Source organism: Bacillus sp. DC4300-2b2 (assembly GCF_049895685.1).
In the GTDB taxonomy this organism is placed as follows: domain Bacteria; phylum Bacillota; class Bacilli; order Bacillales; family Bacillaceae; genus Bacillus; species Bacillus safensis.
The window spans coordinates 178,248-202,927 of the sequence record NZ_JAFCSW010000004.1 but is presented as its reverse complement, the minus strand read 5'-3'; the positions used below and the strand labels follow the sequence as shown (position 1 = coordinate 202,927).

Annotated in this window: 22 protein-coding genes; 19 read left to right on the top strand and 3 right to left on the bottom strand. The window is 42.8% G+C overall.

Annotation, left to right across the window (positions count from 1 at the left end; genetic code table 11):
• The first annotated feature begins 26 nt into the window (after positions 1-26).
• The 7 genes from ACP69X_RS14880 to ACP69X_RS14850 all read left to right on the top strand — a co-directional run bounded on the left by ACP69X_RS14880 (position 27) and on the right by ACP69X_RS14850 (position 7,850).
• Positions 27-1,643 (top strand): YceG family protein, encoded by a 1,617-nt coding sequence (locus tag ACP69X_RS14880; RefSeq protein WP_073978624.1) that lies wholly within the window; start codon positions 27-29, stop codon positions 1,641-1,643.
• Positions 1,644-1,657: 14 nt separating this feature from the next.
• Positions 1,658-2,752 carry a toxic anion resistance protein gene (locus ACP69X_RS14875; RefSeq protein WP_034283225.1) on the top strand — a complete coding sequence of 365 codons (1,095 nt, stop codon included), beginning with the start codon at positions 1,658-1,660 and terminating at the stop codon, positions 2,750-2,752.
• A gap of 400 nt (positions 2,753-3,152) precedes the next feature.
• Entirely contained in the window at positions 3,153-4,418 is a 1,266-nt protein-coding gene (opuAA, locus tag ACP69X_RS14870) for a glycine/proline betaine ABC transporter ATP-binding protein OpuAA (protein WP_426052808.1), read from the top strand.
• 10 nt (positions 4,419-4,428) lie between these two features.
• Positions 4,429-5,274, top strand: coding sequence for a glycine/proline betaine ABC transporter permease subunit OpuAB (gene opuAB / locus ACP69X_RS14865; RefSeq protein ID WP_039182966.1), 846 nt, complete (start codon positions 4,429-4,431; stop codon positions 5,272-5,274).
• Complete coding sequence (locus tag ACP69X_RS14860) at positions 5,274-6,155, top strand: glycine betaine ABC transporter substrate-binding protein (protein WP_423359272.1); 882 nt, start codon at positions 5,274-5,276, stop codon at positions 6,153-6,155. The genes opuAB and ACP69X_RS14860 overlap by 1 nt, the downstream gene beginning before the upstream one ends.
• 106 nt (positions 6,156-6,261) lie before the next feature.
• On the top strand, positions 6,262-7,017 hold the full coding sequence (locus ACP69X_RS14855; protein ID WP_269103855.1) for an alpha/beta fold hydrolase: 756 nt from the start codon (positions 6,262-6,264) through the stop codon (positions 7,015-7,017).
• A gap of 110 nt (positions 7,018-7,127) precedes the next feature.
• A complete protein-coding gene (locus ACP69X_RS14850) occupies positions 7,128-7,850 on the top strand; it encodes an SDR family NAD(P)-dependent oxidoreductase (RefSeq protein ID WP_411243096.1) in 723 nt (240 codons plus the stop codon).
• Between the two features lie 48 nt (positions 7,851-7,898).
• Here the strand turns inward: ACP69X_RS14850 and ACP69X_RS14845 are convergent, their stop codons facing one another.
• Positions 7,899-9,026, bottom strand: coding sequence for a M20 peptidase aminoacylase family protein (locus ACP69X_RS14845; RefSeq protein ID WP_411243097.1), 1,128 nt, complete (start codon positions 9,024-9,026; stop codon positions 7,899-7,901).
• A 153-nt stretch (positions 9,027-9,179) separates the two neighbouring features.
• On the opposite strand from ACP69X_RS14845, the gene ACP69X_RS14840 reads away from it, so the two are divergent.
• The 3 genes from ACP69X_RS14840 (at position 9,180) to ACP69X_RS14830 (ending at position 13,439) form a co-directional block, all read left to right on the top strand.
• Entirely contained in the window at positions 9,180-10,610 is a 1,431-nt protein-coding gene (locus ACP69X_RS14840) for a YfcC family protein (RefSeq protein ID WP_073978618.1), read from the top strand.
• 215 nt (positions 10,611-10,825) lie between these two features.
• Positions 10,826-11,773, top strand: coding sequence for an L-lactate dehydrogenase (locus tag ACP69X_RS14835; protein WP_426052807.1), 948 nt, complete (start codon positions 10,826-10,828; stop codon positions 11,771-11,773).
• 43 nt (positions 11,774-11,816) lie between these two features.
• The gene (locus ACP69X_RS14830; protein WP_041088944.1) at positions 11,817-13,439 is read left to right on the top strand and encodes an L-lactate permease; all 1,623 of its coding nucleotides are present in this window, start codon (positions 11,817-11,819) and stop codon (positions 13,437-13,439) included.
• A 244-nt stretch (positions 13,440-13,683) separates the two neighbouring features.
• On the opposite strand, the gene ACP69X_RS14825 is transcribed toward ACP69X_RS14830, so the two are convergent.
• Positions 13,684-14,673, bottom strand: coding sequence for a LacI family DNA-binding transcriptional regulator (locus ACP69X_RS14825; protein WP_041088946.1), 990 nt, complete (start codon positions 14,671-14,673; stop codon positions 13,684-13,686).
• A 109-nt stretch (positions 14,674-14,782) separates the two neighbouring features.
• On the opposite strand from ACP69X_RS14825, the gene ACP69X_RS14820 reads away from it, so the two are divergent.
• The 7 genes from ACP69X_RS14820 (at position 14,783) to ACP69X_RS14790 (ending at position 21,462) form a co-directional block, all read left to right on the top strand.
• Positions 14,783-16,108, top strand: a complete 1,326-nt coding sequence (locus ACP69X_RS14820; RefSeq protein WP_411243098.1) for a DegT/DnrJ/EryC1/StrS family aminotransferase — start codon at positions 14,783-14,785, stop codon at positions 16,106-16,108.
• Entirely contained in the window at positions 16,083-16,949 is an 867-nt protein-coding gene (locus ACP69X_RS14815) for an HAD-IIB family hydrolase (RefSeq protein WP_041088950.1), read from the top strand. The genes ACP69X_RS14820 and ACP69X_RS14815 overlap by 26 nt, the downstream gene beginning before the upstream one ends.
• Positions 16,946-17,992 carry a Gfo/Idh/MocA family protein gene (locus ACP69X_RS14810; RefSeq protein ID WP_039176319.1) on the top strand — a complete coding sequence of 349 codons (1,047 nt, stop codon included), beginning with the start codon at positions 16,946-16,948 and terminating at the stop codon, positions 17,990-17,992. The genes ACP69X_RS14815 and ACP69X_RS14810 overlap by 4 nt, the downstream gene beginning before the upstream one ends.
• A 54-nt stretch (positions 17,993-18,046) precedes the next feature.
• A complete protein-coding gene (locus tag ACP69X_RS14805; RefSeq protein WP_426052806.1) occupies positions 18,047-19,231 on the top strand; it encodes an MFS transporter in 1,185 nt (394 codons plus the stop codon).
• Positions 19,232-19,346: 115 nt separating this feature from the next.
• On the top strand, positions 19,347-19,976 hold the full coding sequence (locus ACP69X_RS14800; protein WP_024424337.1) for a LysE family translocator: 630 nt from the start codon (positions 19,347-19,349) through the stop codon (positions 19,974-19,976).
• Between the two features lie 153 nt (positions 19,977-20,129).
• A complete protein-coding gene (locus ACP69X_RS14795; protein WP_041088957.1) occupies positions 20,130-20,513 on the top strand; it encodes a UPF0715 family protein in 384 nt (127 codons plus the stop codon).
• 190 nt (positions 20,514-20,703) lie between these two features.
• Positions 20,704-21,462, top strand: a complete 759-nt coding sequence (locus tag ACP69X_RS14790; protein ID WP_426052805.1) for a YqcI/YcgG family protein — start codon at positions 20,704-20,706, stop codon at positions 21,460-21,462.
• On the opposite strand, the gene ACP69X_RS14785 is transcribed toward ACP69X_RS14790, so the two are convergent.
• Positions 21,457-22,773 carry an amino acid permease gene (locus ACP69X_RS14785; RefSeq protein ID WP_041088961.1) on the bottom strand — a complete coding sequence of 439 codons (1,317 nt, stop codon included), beginning with the start codon at positions 22,771-22,773 and terminating at the stop codon, positions 21,457-21,459. The genes ACP69X_RS14790 and ACP69X_RS14785 overlap by 6 nt on opposite strands.
• Positions 22,774-22,885: 112 nt before the next feature.
• Here ACP69X_RS14785 and ACP69X_RS14780 point away from each other — a divergent pair, with 112 nt between their 5' ends.
• Together ACP69X_RS14780 and nadE are read left to right on the top strand one after the other, a co-directional pair.
• Positions 22,886-23,482, top strand: coding sequence for a DUF1989 domain-containing protein (locus tag ACP69X_RS14780; RefSeq protein WP_041088963.1), 597 nt, complete (start codon positions 22,886-22,888; stop codon positions 23,480-23,482).
• Positions 23,483-23,679: 197 nt separating this feature from the next.
• A complete protein-coding gene (gene nadE, locus ACP69X_RS14775; RefSeq protein WP_338527798.1) occupies positions 23,680-24,501 on the top strand; it encodes an ammonia-dependent NAD(+) synthetase in 822 nt (273 codons plus the stop codon).
• Positions 24,502-24,680 lie beyond the last annotated feature (179 nt).

The window sequence follows — 24,680 nt, the reverse complement described above, 5'->3', positions numbered from 1 at the left end:
AAATATAGGAGAAAGGAAGGAGCGGCGTGAGTTATAAAGAAATCAATGTCACCCATACACGGGCGGAGCAGGAAGCCTGGAAAAACGTGCTGAAAAAGCCGCTCCCTGAAAGAGACGGTTATGTAAAGGACGAGCATACGTTGTCCTTACCGCGTCTCGCCGCCCGGGTCCTTGGAACTCCGCATGATGCAACCGATTATTTTATTTATTTACATGAATTATATGAAACAGAAGGCATGCATATTTTAAGTGAAACGCTCAATCGTCATATTGAGCCAGAGCATTTTCAAGCGTTGCAGCGTATTCATTTGATTAACCAAGAAGAAAAGGGATTGTCCGTGAATCGCTTTGTGGCTTTTTTAGATGGTGAACAGCTGATTGTCCGCCATCCAAACCCTGTGATGAACCGGCATATCCGTCTTTCATTGATCAAGGTGTTTGAGCATTTCAAGCAGCTGCATGAGGGTGGATTTCAGCATCCCGATTTCCGCCGGGTCTTGCTGGATGTCGTGAAGTTTTCAAATAACCATCTAGGTCCATGGCTGAAGGAAGTCAATATAGAAGAAAAAATGCCGGCTGTCATTTGGTATGGAGAGGCGAATAAAAGTCAGCTTTATTTTCTTTACTATGTCATGCTGATTGGCTGTGATGTTGTGCTATTTCATCCAGAAGGCGAGGATTCGTTCCGCGAATTAGATCCAGAAGAAAAGCTGACTTTTATTGATCAGTACCCGGGGACTTCAAAGCTTGAGCCGTTCCCTACTGAAAAGCCTGAGAGGAAATCAACGGTGGCGTACCGCTCGACAAGAGAGCTTGAAGAGGTGCTTCACACGGAAGATTCAATGCTGTATAAGCCGTGGCAATTCAGAGATCATACTCCTCATTCTATTACGCTGAAGACAACGTATGATGAGCTGTTTTTAATTGCAAAGGAACGATCCTTTATCCGCCCGAATTTCAAAGCAGACCGGGACACGATACAGATTCCGAATCTTTTTGCGAAAATGATGGGTGTCACACGAGACAAGCGTGAATACTGGGATCGCATTCACACGTTAATGGAGGGGAAAGAGACGAAGACCATTCGCCATTTTCCTTTTACAAAAGAAGTGACTTCGAATTATCAATTTCATTATCAGCATGCACTGTCTACTACTGGAGAGATTGATCCTGAATTATTAATGAAAAGCAATGTGTGGCAGTTTTCTCATCTATATGAGGGCGCGCAGCGTGCGATAGCAGAGGCGATATCTCGAATCTGTCAGCATCCGAAGCTATTAAAAGAAGGCAATGAAACCGAATTAGATGTCCGCATTTATTTATTCAAGCAGGTTCTGCATTTGAGCCAGGATCTCATTGAACTGATTCAAACCTTTGATTATGCACAAACCGTACCGAAAGTGATTTTATACCATACGGAATATAATGGTGAGCTGACTCGTTCTGATGCGGCCGCCCTGATTTTCCTAAATGAAATGGGTGTGGATCTCTTCGTATATCATCCGGCGGGATATCAGTGTATCGAACGGTATATCGATGACCAATTATTTGATACCCATTGGCTTGATGAGATGGTCATGAACCAGGAGTTTAAAGAGCCGTCCATCGTTAGAAAGTTATTTCAATCCATTAAAAACCGATAAGGAGATCAAAGCTTATGACAAATACAAACGGAAATGACATCATTTCAATTGATAAAGAGGAAATCACGATTGAGAAGGCAGACGATATTCGCGTTCAGCTTCGAAACGAACCAGAAGTGCAAAATATTGCGAGACAGATCGATGCGAAAAATCAGCTTGAGCTTCTTGAATACGGAAAACAGCCAGCCGTTGAAATCTCTAAGTTTTCTGATCGTATCCTTTCAATGATGCGTTCAACAAGCGTGACTGACTCAGGAACAATGCTGACGCAGCTTGGTAAGATTATGGATCGCTTTGATAAAAATGATTTTGACGAACCGAAGGGTGGTTTGTTGTCAAAAATCTTTAAACGCGGCGGCAGCATGATTGAAAAGATTTTTAGTAAATATCAAACGCTCGGTGCTGAGATTGAAAAAATTAATGTAGAAATTAGTAAATATAAAGATGAAATGACCAAATCGACTGTGACGCTTGAAGAAATGTATGAGCATAACATTCAATACTACATGGAGCTTGAAAAGTATGTCGTAGCCGGTCAAATGAAAATTGAAGAATTAAAGCAATTGGTTCCTTCATATGAAGAAAAAGCAGCTAGTGGAAACCAGCTGGCACAAATGGAGCTTGATACGCTTCGTAATGGGATTCAAGCGCTTGAAGAGCGTGTATATGACCTTGATATGGCAAGAATGGTCGCGCTTCAAACGGCACCGCAAATCCGTTTACTTCAGCGTGGGAATACAAAATTAATCGGTAAAATCAACTCTGCCTTCATTATCACAATTCCAATCTTCAAAAATGGGATCATTCAAGCTGTGACAGCGAAGAGACAAAAGCTTGTCGCTGATTCCATGAGTGAGCTGGATAGAAGAACAAATGAAATGCTGAAACGAAATGCTGAAAACATTTCAAGTCAAAGTGTGGAGATTGCCAAATTATCCGGCCGTCCAAGCATCGACATTGAAACGATCGAATCTTCCTTTAATACAATTGTACAAGGGATGAAAGAGACGAAACAGATCGAAGAAGAGAACAAGCGATTACGTGAAGATGGAACAAAACGTATGCTTGAGCTTCAAGATAATATTAAGCGGGCTGCCCTAGAGTCCTAAAAAAACAAGCTGTCTGTAACTAAAGTTGCAGGCAGTTTTTTTGTGAATTTAAATAAAATTTGAGAAAAAAGGTTTTTATGTGACCATTTTCGGGTAAATCATGTTCAGGGGAATGGTTCGCCCATGATTCAAAAAAACCGCTATGACGAGGATTCGACTTATTTTTTAGCACAATTAGGAATTTACAGTAAAATATTGTCTGGTGAGAGGAAATACCCCGTAAAATATGTAGTTTATGAAGCATTCTATAGGATTTACGAGTAATACGGCGTATAAACTCTAATGACCAGACCTCTATATGGAATTCATACATATTGTGGGGAAATAAGCGAATTCTAAAGATTGTTCGCATCATAACGCTTATGTTACGGTTATAAAGATGCTAATTTGGAGGGAAAATATGAATTCTGAAGAGAGAAATATCAAAATCAAGATAAATAATGTATCTAAAATTTTCGGTAAAAATGCTAAAAAAGCATCTCAAATGCTTGAAAACGGGAAAACAAAAAGAGAGATCCTAAAAGAGACCGGCGCAACAGTTGGTGTCAATCGAGCAAATTTTGATGTTTATGACGGCGAGATATTTGTCATCATGGGGCTATCAGGGAGCGGAAAGTCCACACTTGTGCGGATGCTAAACAGGTTAATCGAACCAACCTCCGGTGAAATTTATATTGATGGGGATATGATAACAAATATGTCAAAGGATCAATTGCGTGAAGTCAGACGGAAAAAGATCAGCATGGTTTTCCAAAACTTCGCATTGTTCCCGCACCGTACAATTCTTGAGAACACAGAGTATGGTCTTGAATTGCAAGGTGTAGATAAAGAAGAGCGCAGACCAAAAGCGCTTGAATCTTTAAAGCTTGTTGGACTTGAAGGCTTTGAAGATCAATACCCAAATCAATTAAGTGGTGGGATGCAGCAGCGTGTTGGATTGGCACGTGCGTTAGCAAATGACCCTGACATTTTATTAATGGATGAAGCATTCAGCGCACTAGACCCATTAATTCGTAAAGATATGCAGGATGAATTGCTTGAGCTTCATACATCTGTAGGAAAAACGATCATTTTCATTACCCATGATTTAGATGAGGCGCTTCGTATTGGCGACCGCATTGTGCTCATGAAGGACGGAAATATCGTTCAAATCGGAACACCAGAAGAAATTCTAATGAACCCATCGAATGAATATGTTGAACGCTTCGTTGAAGATGTTGACCTTTCTAAAGTATTAACCGCTGGTCATATTATGAAACGTGCAGAAACAGTTCAGATTGACAAAGGGGCACGTGTTGCGCTTACGCTCATGAAAAACCTAGGGATTTCGTCTATCTATGCGGTAGATAAGAAAAAGCATTTATTAGGTGTCATTTCTGCCCAAGCAGCGAAGAAAGCAGCAGAAACGGGAGCGTCGCTTGAAACGGTTCTCGATAAAGAATTTACGACAGTGTTGGAATCTACGTATTTGACAGAGATCTTTGATGCGGTGTCTGATGCGAACATTCCGATTGCCGTTGTCGATGAGAAAAACAGAATGAAGGGCATTGTGGTCCGAGGTGCATTGATTGGTGCATTATCAGGAAATGATGAGTATATCAACATGTCTTCTAACAAGCTAGAGGAAATTAAAGCACAAGAGCCTTCTGCACAGGAGGTAGAATAAGATGTTTAGTATGAGTGATTTACCTAGAATTCCGTTTGCGGAATATATCGATCAATTTGTTGACTGGTTAACATTAACGTTTGGTGGTTTCTTTGATGGCATCACAAATGGATTAGCAGGAACAGTAAATGGGATTGTGGCTGCACTTGGCGTCATTCCATCCATTATTTTAACTCTTATTTTTGCCGGCATTGCTTGGTGGATCAGTACAAGAGGAGTTGCTCTTTTCACACTTATTGGATTTTTACTGATCGACTATTTAGGCTACTGGCATCCAATGCTTCAAACACTTGCGCTCGTTTTGACCGCTGTGGTCATTTCTATTGTGATCGGGGTTCCGATCGGTATTTGGGCATCACAGAAGGAAACTGTGCGTAAAATTGTGACACCTATTTTAGATTTAATGCAGACAATGCCTGCATTCGTTTATCTATTACCAGCGATCTTCTTCTTTAATATTGGGGTTGTTCCTGGGGTTGTGGCATCGGTTATCTTCTCCATGCCGCCAACGATCCGTATGACCATTCTCGGTATTAAACAAGTACCAGCTGATTTAATTGAAGCAACAGAAGCATTTGGTTCAACGACATTCCAGCGTTTATTCAAAGTTCAGCTTCCACTTGCAACAAAAACCATCTTAGCTGGTATTAACCAAAGTATCATGCTGGCTCTATCAATGGTCGTTATTGCAGCAATGGTAGGTGCACCAGGACTTGGTTCAGAAGTATATAGTGCGGTAACCCAGCTGAAAACAGGTATTGGTTTTGAAGCAGGTATTGCCATTGTTATTGTGGCGATTACACTTGACCGTATTACACAAAACATTAAAACGAAAAAAACCAGGGGGAATGCTTAATGTGGAAAAAGTCTCTCTACATTGGGATGACCGCCCTGCTTGTCTTTTTACTAGCCGCTTGCGGTGCGCAGACAGATTCAAATGCGAGTGCAGCACAGCAGGTGAATAAAACCATTATCGGAATCGATCCAGGTTCAGGGATTATGGCACTGACAGATCAAGCGAAAAAGGATTACGGCTTAGAGGATTGGACGGTTGTGTCTGCATCAAGTGCAGCTATGACGGCAACACTCAAAAAATCTTACGACCGTAAAAAGCCAATCATCATCACTGGCTGGAATCCACACTGGATGTTTTCCCGTTATGATTTAAAATATTTAGATGATCCAAAAAAATCTTACGGTGAAGCGGAAGAAATTCATACGATTTCACGTAAAGGCTTTGCAAAGGATCAGCCGGAAGCAGCCAAAATGCTTAGTCAGTTTAAATGGTCTCAAGATGACATGGGCGAAGTCATGATTGATATTCAAGATGGTGTGAAACCAAAGGATGCTGCCATAAAATATGTGAAAAAACATAAAGACCAAGTAGCGAAATGGACAAAAGGCGTGAAAAAGTCGAATGGTGGAAAAGTCAATCTTGCCTACGTTGCATGGGATAGTGAGATTGCAAGTACCAATGTTGCGGCAGAAGTATTGCGTGAATTCGGGTTTAATGTGACTTTGACTCAGGTTGAAGCAGGTCCAATGTGGACAGCAATTGCAACCGGAAGTGCGGATGCATCATTATCCGCTTGGCTGCCAAATACGCATAAAACGTATGCAGCGAAGTTTAAAGGAAAATATGATGACCTTGGTACAAGTATGAAAGGCCTTCGAATGGGGCTAGTTGTTCCGAAATATATGAAGAACGTAAACTCCATTGAGGATTTGAAAAAATAGTCAATGATGTATTGGTTCCCTTATAATAGAAGGGAGCATGTGGAAAAAGCAGTCTGCTCAAAAAGCGGCTGCTTTTTTCTTATATAGAAGGATGGAGTTGTCGTCGATGATGGATAGGTCAATCATGATTTTTCTGCATGGTGGAGGAGTAAGCAGCTGGATGTGGCAGGAGCAGGTTGAAATATTTAAGGACACGTATGAATGCTTTGCCCCTGATCTCATTGGACATGGGACAAGAGCAAAAGAACAGATATTTTCAATGAATGAAGGCGCCCAAGAAGTCATCTCATGGATCAAGGAAAACGCGAATGGCCGTCAAGTGATTCTGATTGGATTTTCTTTAGGTGCACAGATTGCCGTTGATGTGTTATCAAGAGAGCCAGATATCGTAGACATCGCTGTCATCAATAGCGCCCTTGTGATGCCTTTGCCATGGCTCCATTTCATGGTGAGACCCCTCTTGCCACTGACGTATCCATTATTAAAGAAAGATTGGTTTATCCACCTCCAAGCTGAAAAGATGGGGCTCTCGCAACATGTACTGCATCATTATGCGGCGGAATCGAAACAATTGCAGAAGAAAACCCTTCTTACGATGTTTCAAGAAAACCTCCATTACAAGCTCCCAGACACGTTTCAGCAAGCAAAGGCACGCATTCTTGTCACAGTGGGAGAAAAAGAAAAAGGCATTATGACACGGTCAGCAAAAAAAATAACAAATTCACATCCGAAGGCAACAGGCGTCATCGTTCCCGGTATTGGACATACATTTACTTTTGAGAAAAAAGAACTTTTCACAGAAATGATCAAAAGCTTTATAGAGGCACGTGCATTACCAGTGGAATTAACGGAAATCCAGTAGCCGTGCCCATTAATAAGAGAAGACGAGCATAAAAGAGGCGGTGATCTCTTAGAATCTGTATGATATAGGTATAAAACGCTTTCAGTTTGTGTGCCATAGAAGGAGGAGCTATGAGTAAAAACTATATCATATTCGGTGCAAGTCAAGGATTAGGAGATGCTTTTGTAAAGGGTCTTCCTTCAAGTGGAGATACAGTTTGGATTGTGTCGCGAAGTGAACCAAGTAGTTTGAACATAGATGACGGTGTACATAGAGTTTGGCTAAAAATCGACTTATCAAGCCAAACGCATATCCCTTATATGCTCGAAGCACTGGAGAACAAGACGATTGATGTACTCATCTATAACGTCGGCTTATGGGAAAAACGAGGCTTTGAAGACGATTATTCCTTTGATCACGATCAGCCAGAGGATATTGCGCACCTAATTAATGTGAATGTCACCTCAACCATTACGTACATCCAGGCAGTGCTTCCGCACGTAAGGAAATCGGAGAATGGGAAAATCATCGTGATTGGCTCAACGGCTGGACTCGATCATACAAACCTGCCGCAAGTCTCGTTTGTTGCATCTAAATTTGGCCTGCGCGGAATTGTGAATGCGCTGAGAGAGCATGTGAGAAAAGATAAAATATCTGTCACCTGTATCAATCCAGGAGAGCTGGCGGCGGAGGTTCCGTATGAGGAGGGAGCCGAAAAGGCCATTACTCTATATGACGAAACGAGAATCCCTGTCCAGGATATTGTGGAGCTTGCTAGATGTGTGATTCACTTATCAAGGGTATCATGTGTGAAAGAAATCAACGTTCCAGCCATGACAGATTTGAATGCGTAATATAAAGCGACCACCCGCCCTGAAGAGAAGGCGGGTGGCTTTTTCATTTTATGATGAATGCTGCTGGAGTGTTTGATAGACAGCTTCGGTCAAAATCTCAATGCCGGTAAAGATTGCAGAGCGGTCGAAGGTCATGTACGGATGATGAAGACCGGGCTTTAAATCACAGCCTAAACCGAGCATCGTAGATTTGATATGCGGAAGCTTTGCTGCATAAAAGTGAAAGTCCTCTCCACCTGTTGTGACGATTGGGGGATCAAGCTGCTCTTGTCCTAAAACCTGTTCAATCGCATGAGACATGATCTGGACAGCTTCTTCATTTAAGGTTGCGGCAGGCAGACGATGGTCTGTTGAAAGTGTAATGGAAGCACCAAAGGCATCCGCTACAGAATGAACCGCTCTTTCAATTTCTTTTTCTAGCTCATCCATTACTTCGTTTGTTTGCGCCCGTACATCTAATGTAAAAGAAGCTTTGCCAGGAATGATGTTTGAGCTGCCCCCGCCAGCATGTAAATTGGTCATTTTCACAGAATGGGCGACTCGTGGATCGACATGGATATGCGCGAGTCTCTGCACGAGGGTTGAAGCCACTTCTATTACGTTGACGCCAAGGTGTGGACGTGCCCCGTGCGCTTCCTCTCCAGTAATTGTGCCGACATAATGATTACTTGATCCGTGCAAAATAGCAGGAGCGCAGCGTCCGTTTAATGTTTCTTGAATTGGGCGCACATGTACGCCATATAAGTAATCGACATCTGCCAGCACACCTTTTTCAATCATTTTCAGCGCACCGCCGCCTCTTTCCTCGGCAGGCTGAAAGATGAAACGGATCGTGCCGTTTGGGCGTTCTTTTTCCTTTAATGCCATAAAGGTGCCAAGAGCCATTGTCATGTGTGCATCGTGGCCACATGAATGATTGGCTTGAAACTCTCCATCTACTTCCTGCCAAAGTGCATCAATATCGGCTCTCACAGCGACCACTGGTGCGCCTTCTCCAATTTCACCGATCACCCCTGTACAGTCGTCAAATGTTTGAGTTTTGCAGCCTAATTTTTTCAATATATCTTCAATATAAGCGGTCGTTTCTGTTTCTTCCCAGCTTATTTCTGGGTGGGCATGCAAGTGTTCAAAGATGTCTGTCACGGTTTGTTTCATTTCGTTTGTCAAAGTTGTCATGAAGAGCCTCCTTGCTGACAGATAATCTGCCAAAACATTATTTTAGTGAAATAATATTGATCTTAAATATCAACAGTGTTTATAATATAACACATCATTTGATTATTCTGAAAATTAAGTGAAATTCCGATCGGGACAAAGGGGTTTTGACACATGAAAACAGCGACAGTATCAGCACCAGAGAAACAGAAACGAAAACTTCAAATGCCGGATGCGTATGTTCTCTTATTTATGATTGCACTGATTTGTACCATAGCAACGTATTTCGTACCAGCGGGTGAGTTTGACCGAAAGACATCTGGGGAGATCACAACAGCCGTTCCTGGCAGTTATCACCGCATTGATCAATCACCAGTGAGTCCAGTTGGCTTTTTCACTGCGATACAAGAAGGAATGGTAGGGTCCTCTTCTATTATTTTTCTGATTCTATTTACGGGCGGAACCATTGCCATTTTGGAGAAGACAGGTGCTATTAACGGGATGATTCACCATGTCATCAGCCGGTTTCAAACGAAGCAATTATTGTTTATTTGTATTGTTGGGGGATTATTTTCAGTCCTTGGAACGACCGGAATTGTCGTGAACTCTGTTATTGGGTTTATTCCAATCGGCATCATTGTGGCACGATCCTTGAAATGGGATGCTGTAGCAGGAGCGGCTGTCATATACATCGGCTGTTATGCAGGGTTTAATGCAACGATTTTATCTCCATCTCCATTAGGTTTATCACAAACGATTGCAGAGCTGCCGATCTTTTCTGGCATTGGCCTGCGTGTCATCATTTATCTTTGTTTTCTTATTTCTAGTATCGTGTACATCTATTTATATACAAGACGTCTGAAGAATAAAGAAAAGGGAAGCATTCTTGGCGATCAATGGTTTCCTGCTAAGGGGCTTGGCGGAGCCGATGCGGAATCTGTGGACAAGCCTGCATTCACTGGCAGACATAAGCTGATTTTAGCGGTGTGCGGATTGTCTCTTGGAGGGTTCTTATATGGCGCACTTCAGCTTGGCTGGACCGATAAGGAAATGGCGGGTGTGTTCATTTTTATGGCAATTGTAGCTGGATTGCTCGGGGGATTAGCGGCCAATGATATTGCGAAAACGTTTATTGTCGGCTGTCAAAGCCTTGTATACGGTGCACTTATTGTTGGGATGGCACGCTGTATTTCGGTCATTTTAGAAAATGGGAAGCTGCTTGATACAGTGGTCAACGGCTTGGCGAGTATGCTGACAGGCTTTAGTCCAATTGCTGGTGCGATCGGGATGTATATTGCGAGTGCGCTTCTTCACTTTTTGATTTCATCAGGATCAGGAGAAGCCGTTGTCTTTATCCCGATTCTTGCGCCGCTCGCTGATTTAATGGGCATCACAAGACAGGTAGCTGTAGAAGCGGTAATGCTTGGTGAAGGGGTGGTCAACTGTATCAATCCGACTTCTGGTGTGTTGATGGCTGTGCTTGCTGCAAGTGGTATTCCTTATGTAAAGTGGCTGCGTTTTATGGTCCCGCTTGCCCTCATTTGGTTTGTCATTGGTCTTGTATTTATTTGTATTGGGGTCATGATCAACTGGGGCCCTTATTAAACATGTATGAAGCTGCCGAAGAGCGTTTGGCAGCTTTTTTTGTGGAAATATGTATGGAGCCAGCGCTTTGAAAGCACAATAAATGTGTTCACAAATTCGCTACATATTTTTTTTGAGCAACCCCCTTGCAAAAGTTTGTGAAATGTTGCACAATAAGAATGTGAAATACTTCACATATCAAAAACAACCTAGTTTTACTCAGGAGGATGAGATAAATGACAAACGAAAAAGTAAACAAAGTAGCCCTTATTGGAGCAGGTTTCGTCGGCAGCAGTTATGCCTTTACATTAATAAATCAAGCGATCACAGATGAATTGGTTGTTATCGATTTGAATCAAGACAAAGCAATGGGTGACGTCATGGATTTAAACCACGGGAAAGCATTTGCCCCGCATCCTGTGAATACTTGGTATGGAGATTATGAGGATTGTAAGGATGCAGACATTGTATGTATCTGTGCTGGCGCAAACCAAAAGCCAGGTGAAACAAGACTTGCCCTTGTTGAGAAAAATTTAAATATATTTAAGGGCATTGTAGACAATGTGATGAAAAGCGGATTTGATGGTATTTTCTTAGTTGCTACGAACCCAGTTGATATTTTGACATATGCGACTTGGAAATTCAGTGGACTTCCAAAAGAACGAGTGATTGGCAGTGGTACGACGCTTGATACGGCAAGATTTAGATACATGCTCAGTGAATACTTTGACGCAGCGGCACACAATGTGCATGCGTACATCATTGGCGAGCATGGAGATACAGAGCTTGCTGTTTGGAGTCATGCGAATATCGGAAGTGTACCAATTACAGAATTAATGAAGAGAAATGATCAATACAAACAAGAAGACTTAGATGAAATCATGGAAAATGTCCGTCATGCCGCTTACCAAATTATTGAGAAAAAAGGCGCTACTTACTACGGCGTAGCAATGAGTTTAGCCCGCATTACAAGAGCGATCCTGCACAATGAAAACAGCATTTTAACTGTCAGCACTTACTTGGATGGTGAGTACGGAGCAGAAGATGTCTACATTGGTGTACCAGCCCTTGTGAATCGAAATGGCGCAACAGAAGTGATGGAGCTTGCACTAAACGACACGGAGAAAGAAAAATTTGCACACAGTGTGAATGTGTTAAAAGGTATTTTGGCTCCTCATTTTTAATCAATCAAAAGCAACCTATCTGAGCAGAAAAGGATGAATCACTATGTGGCAGCAAATATATAATCCGTTTGGTAATGAATTCGTCAGTGCATTGGTGGCAATGCTCCCAATCTTATTTTTCCTACTTGCATTAACCGTTTTTAAGTTAAAAGGTGTTTTAGCCGCTTGTTTTACCTTAATCGTCAGTTTTGTAACAGCTGTTTTCTTCTTCCATATGCCAGTTGAAAAGGCATTATCTGCTGTGCTGCTCGGTATATCTAATGGGCTGTGGCCGATTGGATATATCGTGATCATGGCGGTATGGCTCTATAAAATTGCAGTGAAATCTGGTAAGTTCGATGTCATTCGTTCTAGTATTGCAGGAATCTCTCAAGATCAACGTCTTCAGCTCTTATTAATTGGTTTTAGCTTTAACGCATTTTTAGAAGGAGCTGCTGGGTTTGGTGTACCGATTGCGATCAGTGCCGCTCTATTAACAGAACTTGGGTTTAAACCGCTGAAAGCTGCGATGCTCTGCTTAATTGCCAATGCTGCATCTGGTGCATTTGGTGCTGTGGGAATTCCAGTGATTACAGGGGCACAAATGGGCAATATGACACCGCTTGCGTTATCTCAAACCCTTGTATATACGATCCCGTTTATTTCATTCTGTATTCCGTTCCTGCTCATTCTGATTGTAGATGGATTCAAAGGAATCAAAGAAACTTTGCCAGCCTTGCTTGTTGTGAGTGGAACCTATACCATTTTGCAAGCTGTCACCATGGTGACGATGGGTCCTGAGCTTGCCAATATTATTTCTGCCTTAGCAAGTATGGGAATTTTGGCTTTATTTCTTCGGAAATGGCAGCCAAAACACATTTATCGTGAAGAAGGAGCGCCAGATATTGAACAGAAACAAACGTATCGCGGCGTTGAAGTACTGAAAGCATGGTCTCCGTTCTATATTTTAACTGCTGTTATTACAGTATGGAGTCTGCCAGCATTTAAAGCATTGTTTGCTGTAGGAGGACCGCTTAACTGGACGACCATTTTAGTGAAAATGCCATTTTTACATCAGCAAATTGTGAAATTACCACCAATTGCACAAACGGAAACACCTATTGATGCGATCTTTAAAATTGATGTCATCAGTGCAACGGGTACTGCCATTCTGATTGCGGTGATGCTGACAGGGCTGTTTAGCAGACATATTACATTAACAGAAGGTGCTGCCTGCTTAAAAGCAGCGGTGAAAGAGCTTTGGGTCCCTGTTCTTACCATTTGTTTTGTCATGGGCTTTGCCAACCTGGCGAACTTTGCTGGACTAAGTTCTGCGATTGGACTTGCTCTTGCCAAAACAGGCGATTTGTTCCCGCTTGTCAGCCCGGTGCTTGGCTGGATCGGCGTGTTTATTACGGGGTCTGTCGTGAGTAACAACGCCTTATTCGGTAACCTTCAAGCGGTCACTGCTTCTCAAATCGGCTCACAGGCAGGTTTGTTAATTGGGGCGAATACGACCGGTGGTGTGATGGCGAAATTAATTTCTCCACAATCTATCGCTATCGCTACAGCAGCTGTTGGAGAAACAGGGAAAGAATCTGAGCTCTTCAAAAAGACCGTGAAGTACAGCTTCATCCTGCTCGGCATTGTATGTATATGGACATTCATTCTTGCTCAATTTGTATAGGTTGATAGATTAAAAAAGACTGAGATCTCTCTCAGTCTCAGCGTGTAGACAAACCCTCGCATTCGGTGTCAGGTCTGCGCTTCGGTGCTCACGAATGTCAAATTCTCTCCGCAAAGGTAGCCGTCCTTCCTAGGGCTACAAAGGTTTTCTATCACGCTGAAAAGAAGACAAAGGGCTAAAATCAAAATCATTTTAGCCCTTTGTCAACAATCTGAAAGACTGAGATTTCTCTCAGTCTTTTTCTTTATGTAGATTCTCTTGTCACGAGCCGGGTAGGCAGCTGGATATGTTCGCGCTGTAATGGTTTTTGATCTTGCAGAAGTGCGATCATTTGCTGTACAGACTGCTGGCCAAGCTCTACGATCGGTATGTCAATCGTGGTGATCGTTGGAGCTGTCACTTCGCATATGTCTTGGTTGTCATAGCCGATGACCGCTAGATCATCGGGGATTTGATAGCCATATGAAATGGCCTGTTTAATGAGCCCTGCTGCAACTTGATCATTGCCGGTGAAAATGGCATCAGGCGCATCTGTCATGTGATGGATGACCTCCATTAAGCGAAAGCCGTCTTCAATGGTAAAAGCCTCTCCAAACAGCCAATCATCTTGCAGCGGCAAACCATGAGCAGAGAGTGCATCAAGATAGCCCTGTTTTCTTTGTTTCTGCGCTTCACTGCTTTCTGTATCAAAGCAAAACCCAATCGATTTTCTACCCGACCGAATCAAGTAGTCCACCGCTTTATAGGCGGCTTCCCGTTCATCGTATCCAATAATCGGGATGTTTGCTGTTTGGTGATATTCATTTGCCATCACAATGGGTCCGTTCGATAAAAATGGCTCGATCTTTTCCCACTGATTTTCTAACGCCCCCAATATGACCCCATCTACTTCTTTTCTTTTTAATAATTGAAGCCCTTCAAGCTCTAATGCTCCTTGATAAAACGTCTGGAGCACGATGGCTTTATATCCTTGATCCAGTGCTTCCTTTGAAATGCCTTTAATCAATTGTGCAAAAAAAGGATGGTCCACAGCTGGAACAGACACAGCAATGGTTTTTGTCTGATGTGACCTTAGTGTGCGGGCTGCTGAACTCGGTGTATATTCCATTTCTTTCATCACCTGTAAGATGAGCTGCCGCTTTTCTTCTGCCACATATGGGTGATGGTTTAGCACTCTGGAAACGGTGGTGGTTGAAACCCCGCAGCGTTTGGCAATTTCATAAATTGTACACATATTAACAAATCCTTTACACAAAGTTATTGTTCTGAAATCGATAACATCATTTACAATGTGAAACAAGTTAAATATTAACAAAAGGAATTGATTAATTGGAGGGAATGGAATGCAAATATTGACGAAGATATCAGGTAAAAGCAAGGATTATCTTCCTTTGCTGGATATGATCAATCAAGGTGTTCAAGTTAAGGGCGATTCAGTTGAAAAGCATCTAGCAAATGAAAAGCTGGTGACGTTCCTTGAGCAAGATATAGAGCGCACAGGTTTGGAAAAAATTCTCTTCCATTATAAACAAAATAAGGAAAAAAAGATACCGTTTCTGCCAGTTGATAAACTGATTTCAGAGGATGAAATCGATGATATTATGCTGGTGTTGAAGGAAGTATTGAGCTCTGGCCGTTTTACTTCAGGGCCATATATTCCGACCTTTGAAAAGGCGATTGCTGAGTACTTAGGGAAAAAATATGTCATAGCCACGTCAAGTGGAACAGATGCCTTGATGATCAGTCTCATATCGGCAGGCGTCCATCCGGGAGACGAGGTGATTTTGCCAGCCAACAGCTTTGCTGCAACAGAAAATGCAGTGCTTGCCATTGGGGCTGTTCCGGTATATGCCGATATCGATCCAGAAACATACTGCCTCGCACCGAGTGAAATAGAGAAGCATATCACAGATAAAACGGTATGCATTCTACCGGTTCATTTATATGGAAAGCAAGCGGATATGAAGGCTATTTCGGCGATTGCGAAACAGCATGGGCTGAAAATCATTGAAGATGGCTGTCAAGCGATTGGCAGCAGCGGCCTTGGTGCTTATGGAGATGGACTTGTTCTCAGCTTTAATCCATACAAAAACCTTGGGGTCTGCGGCAAGGCAGGCGCCATCGCTACAAATGATGAGGCTCTAGCGGAAAAATGCATGGAGATCAGCTATCACGGCTTTGAAGCTGGAAAGAAAAATGTCAAACGCAGTGACTACGGCTTTAATTCCAAAATTGATAATTTGCAGGCAGCGATCGGACTCGAACGAATGAAGTATTTAGGACTGCAAAACTTTAAACGTTTTTACTTAGCCAAGCGATATATTGACCAGCTGCAAACGCTTGAGGATGAAGGATACATGAAGCTTCCGAAGCTGACGGATGATCATGTATGGCATCTATTCCCGATCAGAGTACTGAAGGGAGAACGAGATGAACTGGCAGCGAAATTGCTGGAAATGGGCATAGAGACGGATGTCTATTACCCGATTCTATCGCATCAGCATCAAACAAATCTTGTTGCTCAAAAATATAGACAAACAACACTTCCACACACGGAAAAAGCAGCGCAGCAATTACTTCACTTGCCGCTTTATCCAGGAATGCCGCTGCAAGATCAGGAGAAGGTCATCGAGGGGGTTCAACATGTTATCAAGTCTTCCATTCAATAAAAAATTGCTGAATCAGCCGAAGAATCCGCAGTGGATCGTCTTCTGTGATTTTGATGAAACGTATTATTCTCACGGAATGACAGAGGAGCAGAGAGAGAATGTCAAGCAGCTGGAAGCCTTTGTAGCAGAAAAGAGTGAAGCGGGACAGCTCTTGCTGGGCTGGGTGACGGGAAGCAGCCTCGATTCTGTCACGAGCAAAATGGAAAAAGGCGGGTTTTATCAATTCCCGCATTTCATTGCGTCGAACTTAGGGACTGAGATTGTATATACGTCGGATGATCATTTTGGACAGCCAGATACAGAGTGGATGAAGCGGCTGGATGCACAGGGCTTTTCAGATGAAAAAATCGAAGACATCCTGGAAACTATCCGAGAAAAGGGCATTTCCCTTAGACCGCAAACGCAGCTGGGCAGTTCAGGGTATAAGAAGAATTTCTATTATCAGGAGCAGGATGAACGGACGGATCTTCATCATCTATCATTTATCCAAACACTGGCTAAAGAGCGGGGTGTGGCGGTCAACATCAACAAATGCAACCCGCTTGCAGGAGATCCTGCGGATTGCTATGATGTCGATTTTTTACCAGTAGGAACAGGGAAGGATGAAATTGTCCGCTTTATGCTGAACCAATATGATCTATCGAAAGATCAAGGCTTTGCGTTTGGTGATAGTGGGAACGATTTGCGGATGCTTCAATCCGTCACGCACGGTTTCCTTGTCCAAAATGCGACAGGCGAAGCCAAACGGCACCATCACCAAATTTGTCATCATGGGTATGCAAAAGGAATCTATGAAACTCTGAAAACAGTGATGTATAAACATGAGGAGGCACATTCATGAAGAAAATTGGAATTGTTGGAGCAGGGAATATTGCAAAAGCACATGCAAGAGCATTATCAACGATCAAAGGTGCAGAATTATCCGGTGTCTATGATTTGCATGAGTCGGTCGCACAGGGATTCATTAAACAGTACGGCGGGCGTGTGTATTCAAGTATCGAGACACTTGCAGATGCATCTGATGGGTTGATCATTGCTTCCCCTAATTTTTGTCATAAGGACCATGCCCTTCAGTCGCTAAGAGCAGGACAGCCGATTTTATGTGAAAAACCGATGGCTGTGTCGCTGAAGGAAGCGAAGGAAATGGTGGAGACAGCCAAACAGTTCCAGGTTCAAGCCAGTATGGGCTTTAACTATCGTTATTTATCCTTTGTGAATATATTGAAGAACTTGATTGCCAATGGTGAATTAGGCCGTATTTTGACCGTCAGAACTCATTTTAAGAAAAACAGTGCCCTCAGAAGAAAGACATTTTCATGGAGAGACAGCGGCGAAAGTCTGCGTACGAGTGGTGCGCTAGGAGATCTTGGCATTCATTTGATTGATATGCTGTGGTACTTATTTGGCAGTGAAATGAAGAAAGAATCACTTAACACCAAGATGCTGACACGTGTAAAGGAAAAAGAAGAGAAAAAGGTACAGGTGGATGATCATACCGAAATTTTCGGGCAGATGGAGAATCAAGTGTTCTTTCATTTGGTGACATCCAAAAGCACGCAGCCTGAGGAATGTGGATTTAGTGTAGAAGTCGTTGGTCATGACAAGGTATTCAAATATCATACGAACATGAAAAACGAATATGAAATCAGTGATGGATTGTGTGTGGAGCGTCATCAAATGCCGCAAACCTTGCTGACAGATCCGCCGAATGAATTTTACGGATGGTCCGATACATTCCGCGATCAGCTGATGCATTGGGTGAATACTGATCCATACCCAACTCATATGAAGGTCGCTGATTTTGAAGATGGTTATCGCGCGCAGGCTGCGCTCAATACATGCTTTGAGAGGGAAGAGGCAGTTGTCTCTGCTCAGGCATATTAAAGAGGTGGAGCGGAGGATGTCATGACTCCGCTCCTTTTTAGAGGAAGTGAAAAGATGAAAAAGGTATTTTATTTTGGCTGTGTCTTTTATTTTTTTATTGGGACCATTCATGTGTTCTTTGGCAGCTTAACGCCTTATTTGCTGTCGAGTTATGATAAGGGTCCTGGGGAATTATCATCTTTAATTTTTTTTCAATTTATTGGTTTTTTGACAGGTGTTCTGCTATCCCCCATTCTAGTGAGAAAAAGAGGCTATGGCGCTGTGCTGACGATGGGTCTTTTGCTGATGATTGGCTCACTTTTGCTGGGGCTGTTGGTGCCGGGCTGGACGACGCTTGTGCTGGCAGGTTTTTTTCTTGGGAGTGGCGCAGGCAGTCTTGAGACAACAGCCGGTGCGTATGTCATTTCAATGGCTAATAGTGCAAAGCGAATCAGTATTATGGAGGTCTTTTTTGGATTAGGTGCACTGTTATTTCCGCTAGTGATTTTGCTGACTGTCACAGAGCAGACATGGCAGTATGTGTTTTTATTTCAGGTGGGTGCGCTGACATTTTTCCTCATGCTCTGGCTTGTTTTTATGAACAAACTGCCTCATGGACAGATGGATGCTCCTTCCACAGGAGGGATGAGGAAACCGTCCTTGCTTCTTGATCGAAATAATCGAATGATCGTGGTCATTATGATTTGTTTTGCCTTTTTCTACGCAGGGATTGAAACGAACTTTGCGAACTTTTTGCCGTCGATCATGCTGGAAAAGGGGGGAGAAAATTGGGGCCTCTTTGCGGTCTCTACTTTCTGGACAGCGATCGTCATTGGCAGAACCGTGATTGCAAGGAAAGCTGATCAGCTGCATCCAATGCGTTTTTTAAAGCTAAGTGCATCACTGATGATTTTGCTGCTTGTGATATTCGCTCTGACAACCCACATCACAGCGCAGCTGATTCTCATCTTTTTCATCGGCCTTTGCGCAGCTGGCATGTTCCCAATCGCACTGACAGCATCTGCCTTAATGATTGAAAATGCCATCGATGAGGCGACGAGTTATTTTATTGCAGCCGCGAGCTTAGGCGGAGCCTGCTTGTCCTTTTTGATTGGATTTAGTCTGGAATGGGCAGGAGCGGCAAGTGCCGTCTTTGTATTTGCTTTCTTAGCTGTACTTCTGTTTACAGCTGCGATTCAAATGAATCGTTCTAAGAAAAAAGAAACGGTACACGCGCAGCAGACGGAACTGAAAGGCTAAGCACATGATCAAGCCGCTCCCCAAGGTCCCCCTGAAATGATGACAAAGGACTTGTACTAAAACGCAGAAAGTTTGAATAACATGTACAAGTCAGCATCAAAAGGAGGACGTCTATGTGGCGGTGTTTTTTGGTTATATCTTTTTAGGGTTGTCACTATCAGCGCCTGTTGGGCCAGTCAATGCAGCCCAAATCGACAGAGGGATTAAAAGTGGATTTTGGCATGCGTGGATTTTTGGTGTGGGAGCTATGGCTGCGGATATTGTCTATATGCTTCTCATCTATTTTGGTGTCGCCCAGCTTTTGACTGCACCTCTTGTAAAAACTTTTTTGTGGCTGTTCGGCTTTTTCGTTTTGACCTATACCGGCATTGAAAGTCTGCGTAAAATCAATTTGCAGGAGAGTCCGAAAAAGGACAGCGAAAACACATCAATTGGCAAATCGTTTATGACCGGGTTTTTCATTTCTCTTTCTAATCCGCTCAGTATTTTGTTTTGGCTTGGCATCTATGGCAGCATCTTAGCCAATACGATCGAAAAGTATGGAGCTTCCCAAATGCTCATGTACAGTATGGCTATTTTTATCGGCATGCTGATCTGGGATTTCAGTATGGCGCTGCTTGCTAGTTCGTTTAGGCGTTATTTAAGTGAACGTGTGTTACATGGCTTATCCGTTCTTGCAGGTTTATCTTTACTTGGTTTCGGCGCCTATTTTGGGTATCAAGGAATTATGGCGTTGATTGGGTAGAAAAACAGACTGACATGTCGGCCAAACCTTCGCATTCTTTGTAAATAATATGAAACAGACTGACACGTTCAGTCTGTTTTTTGTAAGGATTGACAGACATAACACATTCTTGAATAATGGTGGAATAGAAAATGGATTAAAGGAGCTTCTGTTATGCGTCTGTTTTTACCAGTATTCAACTATGTGTGTATGTTGATTTTATCAGTCATCACAGCCACATTCGTTTATACGTTTTTATTCATGCCTCCTGAAGTGGGCTTCAGTTATGTGGAGATGACCAGTCTGTTCATTTTGCTCGCTTATGTCATTTTTGCTGTACCGATTCAGCTTGTTTTACACCGGCATCCTAAGAGGTTTCGAAGCCGTGACTTATTGATTTATTTTATTGCGGCATGGGTGGTTTGTTCGGCTTTGGCTTTATGGATTGATTATGGACTTGTTGTGTTCATCAGCTATAAAGTCTATTTGTTTAGCTTCTGCGCAGCCCTTATTTATTGGGTGCTGGATTCCGTCTTTTTGATGAAGAATCAATCGTAGGTATGACGAAAGGCTCTCTATCAACTTTCACTAGTCTGATCATACATAATAGAATAAAAGAAACAAATAGCTGCTCAATTTGAATGGAAACCCATCTTGTCATGCGCTAGGAAAGTCGTGGAAGGACAGTCACAACAGCCATTTGCACCTCATAGGCTATGGAGAAGACGCTAAAACGAGGTGTAAGGAAATGGCCCAGCTGTATGCAAAAAGTTGCCTTGATCAAAATCTACGATCACTAGAAGAATGGAAGCAGGATGCTTTCACACAATTTGGCGAGATGGTAGGAGATGAAGCAGATACATTCCCTTGTGTACCCGGAAGACAGGGATTTTTTCTCGACCATTTACGCTATGGATTTGTTGGTGATCCGAGGGAAGAGGAAGCGGTGGATGAATTAGCCCAGCTGCTTAGAGAATATAAAGGCTGTGCGAAAGAAACCGGTCAATATGCTTCATTTATCTGTTTTTTTGAAACACCGCAGGATTTAAGGGAAAGTTCGCTTGAAGAGTTTGAGCAGCAGTTTTGGTCGCTGCTTCAACGGCTGCATCATAAAGATGAAGAACCATGGCCTGAGGAGATTCCGCTAGATACTCATCATCATGAGTGGGAGTATTGCTTCCATGGTGAAGCGTATTTTATTTTGTGTTCCACACCTGCTCACAAGCTCAGAAAAAGCCGCCATTTCCCTTATCTCTTGATGGCATTTCAGCCTAGATGGGTGTTTGAGAAGTTGAATGGATCGACCAAGTTTGGACAAAAAATGAGCCAGCTCGTTCGCAAGCGGCTCAAAGCATATGATGGGGTCAGTGTTCATCCATCATTAAAATGGTACGGTGATCCGACCAATCATGAATGGAAGCAATACTTTCTCCCAGATGAAGAGGCGGAGAAACCAGCCTCCGCCAAATGTCCATTTACTGCATTAAAAAACATGATGAAATTATGATGCGGTCTGATCCTGCTTCCACTTTTTCCTCATAAATAGCACCATGATGGCAATCACTGCAATGATCCCAAGGCTGATAAAAAAGCCAGGTCGTCCACTTGCCTCTGTTAATGTGCCTGATACGGCGGCTCCAATTAAGAGCAGCGCAAGAATCATTTCGCACGTTTGGCGAGTGGATGGCTTGGATAGCTTTTTACTTGAGAACAGAATAAAGATCCATGTGTACAGCAGGGTAAGACCGGCTGCTGTTGTGAGATGCTCATAGATGTGTTTGGACAAAAAGAGTGCAAGCAAAATCGAGACAATTAAGCCAGCAGCAGTTAAGATAATCGAAGACCATCTCACATGCGATGGATCTTTTTGTTTAAAGCAAGCAGGTGCATCCTGATGCTCTGACATTGTGCCGAGAAGCGTTGTGACCGCATAGAGAGAGGCAACCAATGTCGAAAAACCAGCAATAATGAAAATGCCATTAAAGATATGAAGAAAGATCGATAAATGAAACGGCTCTAATGAAGTAATAAATGGACTGCTGTTCTCATTAAAGGCTGTCACTGGGACAAGCAAGAGAGCAAGTCCGATCGAGACGATATAGATGACTGCTAGAATGATTAGCATGACACGTCCAGCCTTTGCCGCATCCTTCGGGTCCTTTAAATGAACCGCCATCAGCCCCATGACTTCAATTCCCCCAAATGCATAAAACGCATAAATCAATCCATTCCAAAGACCAAGCGGGCCAAGAGGCATCCATTCGTGATCCTTGTTAGGCAGATGCAGGGTCGGTTTATGTTCTGTCAAAATACCGAATAACACAAGCACCGCAAGAATCATAAACATAAAAATTGCCGCTGTCTTCAGAACCGCAAGAACATTTTCTGTCTTTTGAAAAGAAGAAAGCCCAATGATAATCACAAGCAGGGCAAGAGCGGAATAAATTGCAGAAAACACCCAAAGCGGAACAGAAGGAAACCAGTGGCGGGTAAATAGAGAAATGGCGGTTAACTGACTTCCCGTAATCAGCATTTCCGCAAACCAATACACCCAGCCATTGCTAAAACCTGCCCAGCGTCCATATGCTTTACGAGCATAGGAACAAAACGATCCTTTATCAGGGTTATCGGCTGTCATCGCAGCCAAATGTTTAAAAACAAGATACGTTCCGACCGCAGCAAGCAGAAAGGAAATGCAGGCGGAATAACCGGATTTTGTAATGGCGATGCTGGAACCAAGGAAGAAACCAGTGCCAATTGTACAGCCGACTCCGATGAGAGAAAGCTGCCACCAAGATAAAGATTGTTCTTCTTTCAATGCAAGTGCAACACCTTTCTATTTCAATGACATTAGCTTGTGACCACCACTTTTTTTTATACATGATCAAGTGGACATTTTGGGCATACTGTCTTGGAAAGGAGTGCATGTGATGAACGGAGAACACGTCATTTTACCAAAGGGTAGACTCGGTTTTCGTTTAGGAAAAGGCCAATGTATGCGAGTGGTTGATGTCGAAGGCCAGCAAGTAGCAGATGTGATGGCCTATCATGAAAAAGATTTTTATGAAAAATTCGACCAAGGTGCGACGATGGATAGTTTGTTCTCGTCCAAAGTGAAAAAAGGTGATAAGCTCTATTCTAATTTATATAAACCGATGTTTACGATCATTGAGGATACAGTAGAATGCCATGATTTATACATGCCCGCCTGCCGGCAAGAGATGTATCAGCTTTTATACGGCCGGACGCACTTGGAGGTCATGCATACTTGCTACGATAATTTGCGGACTGCCTTTGAGCCCTTTGGAATTCCAAAGGAGGATATGTACCATCCTTTTAATGCTTTTATGAATACAGTCATTGATGAAAAAGGAAAGCTGTCTGTGGAGCTACCAAAATCTCTACCTGGTGACTATATTCGCCTGCGGGCTGAAATGGATCTCATTGTGGCCGTGTCCGCATGCCCTGCTGATATTGGGAAGTGTAATGGATCAAGCTGTACATCTATACGGGTAGAAATCGATTAACAAGAAAAGGGCCAGTCCATAAAGACGTGGTCTTTTTCACTTGTGAATGTTTGATCATCTAAGAAATAGGGGAACGTCTAACAAAATGTTCTTGATGAAAACATGGTATAATGAAGATTCAAAAAACGTTGTTAAATCAATGAATTGTGAGTAAAACCTGTTCTCTTCATGTAGAGGATGCTTAGGAGGAAAAGTGTATGAGTTTGCAGAAAAAGATCAGCCAAGAGTTGCATGTGCAGCCCTCAATTGACCCAAAGCAGGAGATCGAAAAACGGGTTGGATTTCTAAAGGAATACTTGAAAAAAACCGGGGCAAAAGGATTCGTACTCGGCATTAGCGGCGGGCAGGATTCAACGCTAGCCGGACGTCTTGCACAGCTTGCTGTAAGTGAACTTCGTCAAGAAGGAAAAAAGGATGCAGTCTTTATTGCGGTACGCCTTCCGCACGGAGTGCAGCAGGATGAAGATGATGCACAACTCGCCCTATCATTTATTCAGCCAGACAAGTCGTGGAAATATGATATTGCACCTGCCGTATCAGCATTCAGTAATCAATATCAAAAGGAAACTGGCGGCCCATTGTCTGACTTTAATAAAGGGAATGTCAAAGCGCGCATGAGAATGATCGCGCAATATGCTGTCGGCGGTGAGGAAGGATTGCTTGTCATCGGTACAGATCATGCAGCTGAAGCTGTAACCGGCTTCTTCACGAAGTATGGTGATGGCGGTGCAGATGTTCTTCCGCTCACAGGTTTGACAAAACGCCAAGGCCGGGCACTTTTAGAAGCGCTAGAAGCACCGGAACGCCTGTACTTAAAGAAACCAACAGCCGATCTGCTGGACGACAAACCTCAGCAAACGGATGAAACAGAACTCGGCATTACGTACAATGAAATTGATGATTACTTAGAAGGTAAACCAGTGTCAGATCAAGCAGCAGAAGCGATTGAAAAGCGCTATGTTCAATCAGAGCATAAACGCCAAGTACCCGCTTCCATGTTTGATGACTGGTGGAAATAAAAAAGAAACCTCTCCAGAAGATGGAGAGGTTTTTGTATGTCGAATTTCAAGTGGGTTTGACAAAATAACCAAAAATTCATTAAATTAGTAGAACGATCTACTTAAGTCCATTTAACTAAATATCGATTTTTTTGTTCAAAAAAAGTAAACATAATTAGTTCGATTCACTTAATTTCACT

What these genes read in the sequence shown, in the direction of transcription:
- ACP69X_RS14780 (WP_041088963.1), top strand. Translation starts at nt 22,886, where the DNA reads ATGAACGGAGAACACGTCATTTTACCAAAGGGTAGACTCGGTTTTCGT.
- ACP69X_RS14855 (WP_269103855.1), top strand. Translation starts at nt 6,262, where the DNA reads ATGATGGATAGGTCAATCATGATTTTTCTGCATGGTGGAGGAGTAAGC.
- opuAA (WP_426052808.1), top strand. Translation starts at nt 3,153, where the DNA reads ATGAATTCTGAAGAGAGAAATATCAAAATCAAGATAAATAATGTATCT.
- ACP69X_RS14805 (WP_426052806.1), top strand. Translation starts at nt 18,047, where the DNA reads ATGAAAAAGGTATTTTATTTTGGCTGTGTCTTTTATTTTTTTATTGGG.
- ACP69X_RS14845 (WP_411243097.1), bottom strand. Translation starts at nt 9,026, where the DNA reads ATGACAACTTTGACAAACGAAATGAAACAAACCGTGACAGACATCTTT.
- ACP69X_RS14860 (WP_423359272.1), top strand. Translation starts at nt 5,274, where the DNA reads ATGTGGAAAAAGTCTCTCTACATTGGGATGACCGCCCTGCTTGTCTTT.
- ACP69X_RS14825 (WP_041088946.1), bottom strand. Translation starts at nt 14,673, where the DNA reads ATGTGTACAATTTATGAAATTGCCAAACGCTGCGGGGTTTCAACCACC.
- opuAB (WP_039182966.1), top strand. Translation starts at nt 4,429, where the DNA reads ATGAGTGATTTACCTAGAATTCCGTTTGCGGAATATATCGATCAATTT.
- ACP69X_RS14875 (WP_034283225.1), top strand. Translation starts at nt 1,658, where the DNA reads ATGACAAATACAAACGGAAATGACATCATTTCAATTGATAAAGAGGAA.
- ACP69X_RS14840 (WP_073978618.1), top strand. Translation starts at nt 9,180, where the DNA reads ATGAAAACAGCGACAGTATCAGCACCAGAGAAACAGAAACGAAAACTT.
- nadE (WP_338527798.1), top strand. Translation starts at nt 23,680, where the DNA reads ATGAGTTTGCAGAAAAAGATCAGCCAAGAGTTGCATGTGCAGCCCTCA.
- ACP69X_RS14790 (WP_426052805.1), top strand. Translation starts at nt 20,704, where the DNA reads ATGGCCCAGCTGTATGCAAAAAGTTGCCTTGATCAAAATCTACGATCA.
- ACP69X_RS14830 (WP_041088944.1), top strand. Translation starts at nt 11,817, where the DNA reads ATGTGGCAGCAAATATATAATCCGTTTGGTAATGAATTCGTCAGTGCA.
- ACP69X_RS14795 (WP_041088957.1), top strand. Translation starts at nt 20,130, where the DNA reads ATGCGTCTGTTTTTACCAGTATTCAACTATGTGTGTATGTTGATTTTA.
- ACP69X_RS14850 (WP_411243096.1), top strand. Translation starts at nt 7,128, where the DNA reads ATGAGTAAAAACTATATCATATTCGGTGCAAGTCAAGGATTAGGAGAT.
- ACP69X_RS14820 (WP_411243098.1), top strand. Translation starts at nt 14,783, where the DNA reads ATGCAAATATTGACGAAGATATCAGGTAAAAGCAAGGATTATCTTCCT.
- ACP69X_RS14835 (WP_426052807.1), top strand. Translation starts at nt 10,826, where the DNA reads ATGACAAACGAAAAAGTAAACAAAGTAGCCCTTATTGGAGCAGGTTTC.
- ACP69X_RS14810 (WP_039176319.1), top strand. Translation starts at nt 16,946, where the DNA reads ATGAAGAAAATTGGAATTGTTGGAGCAGGGAATATTGCAAAAGCACAT.
- ACP69X_RS14815 (WP_041088950.1), top strand. Translation starts at nt 16,083, where the DNA reads ATGTTATCAAGTCTTCCATTCAATAAAAAATTGCTGAATCAGCCGAAG.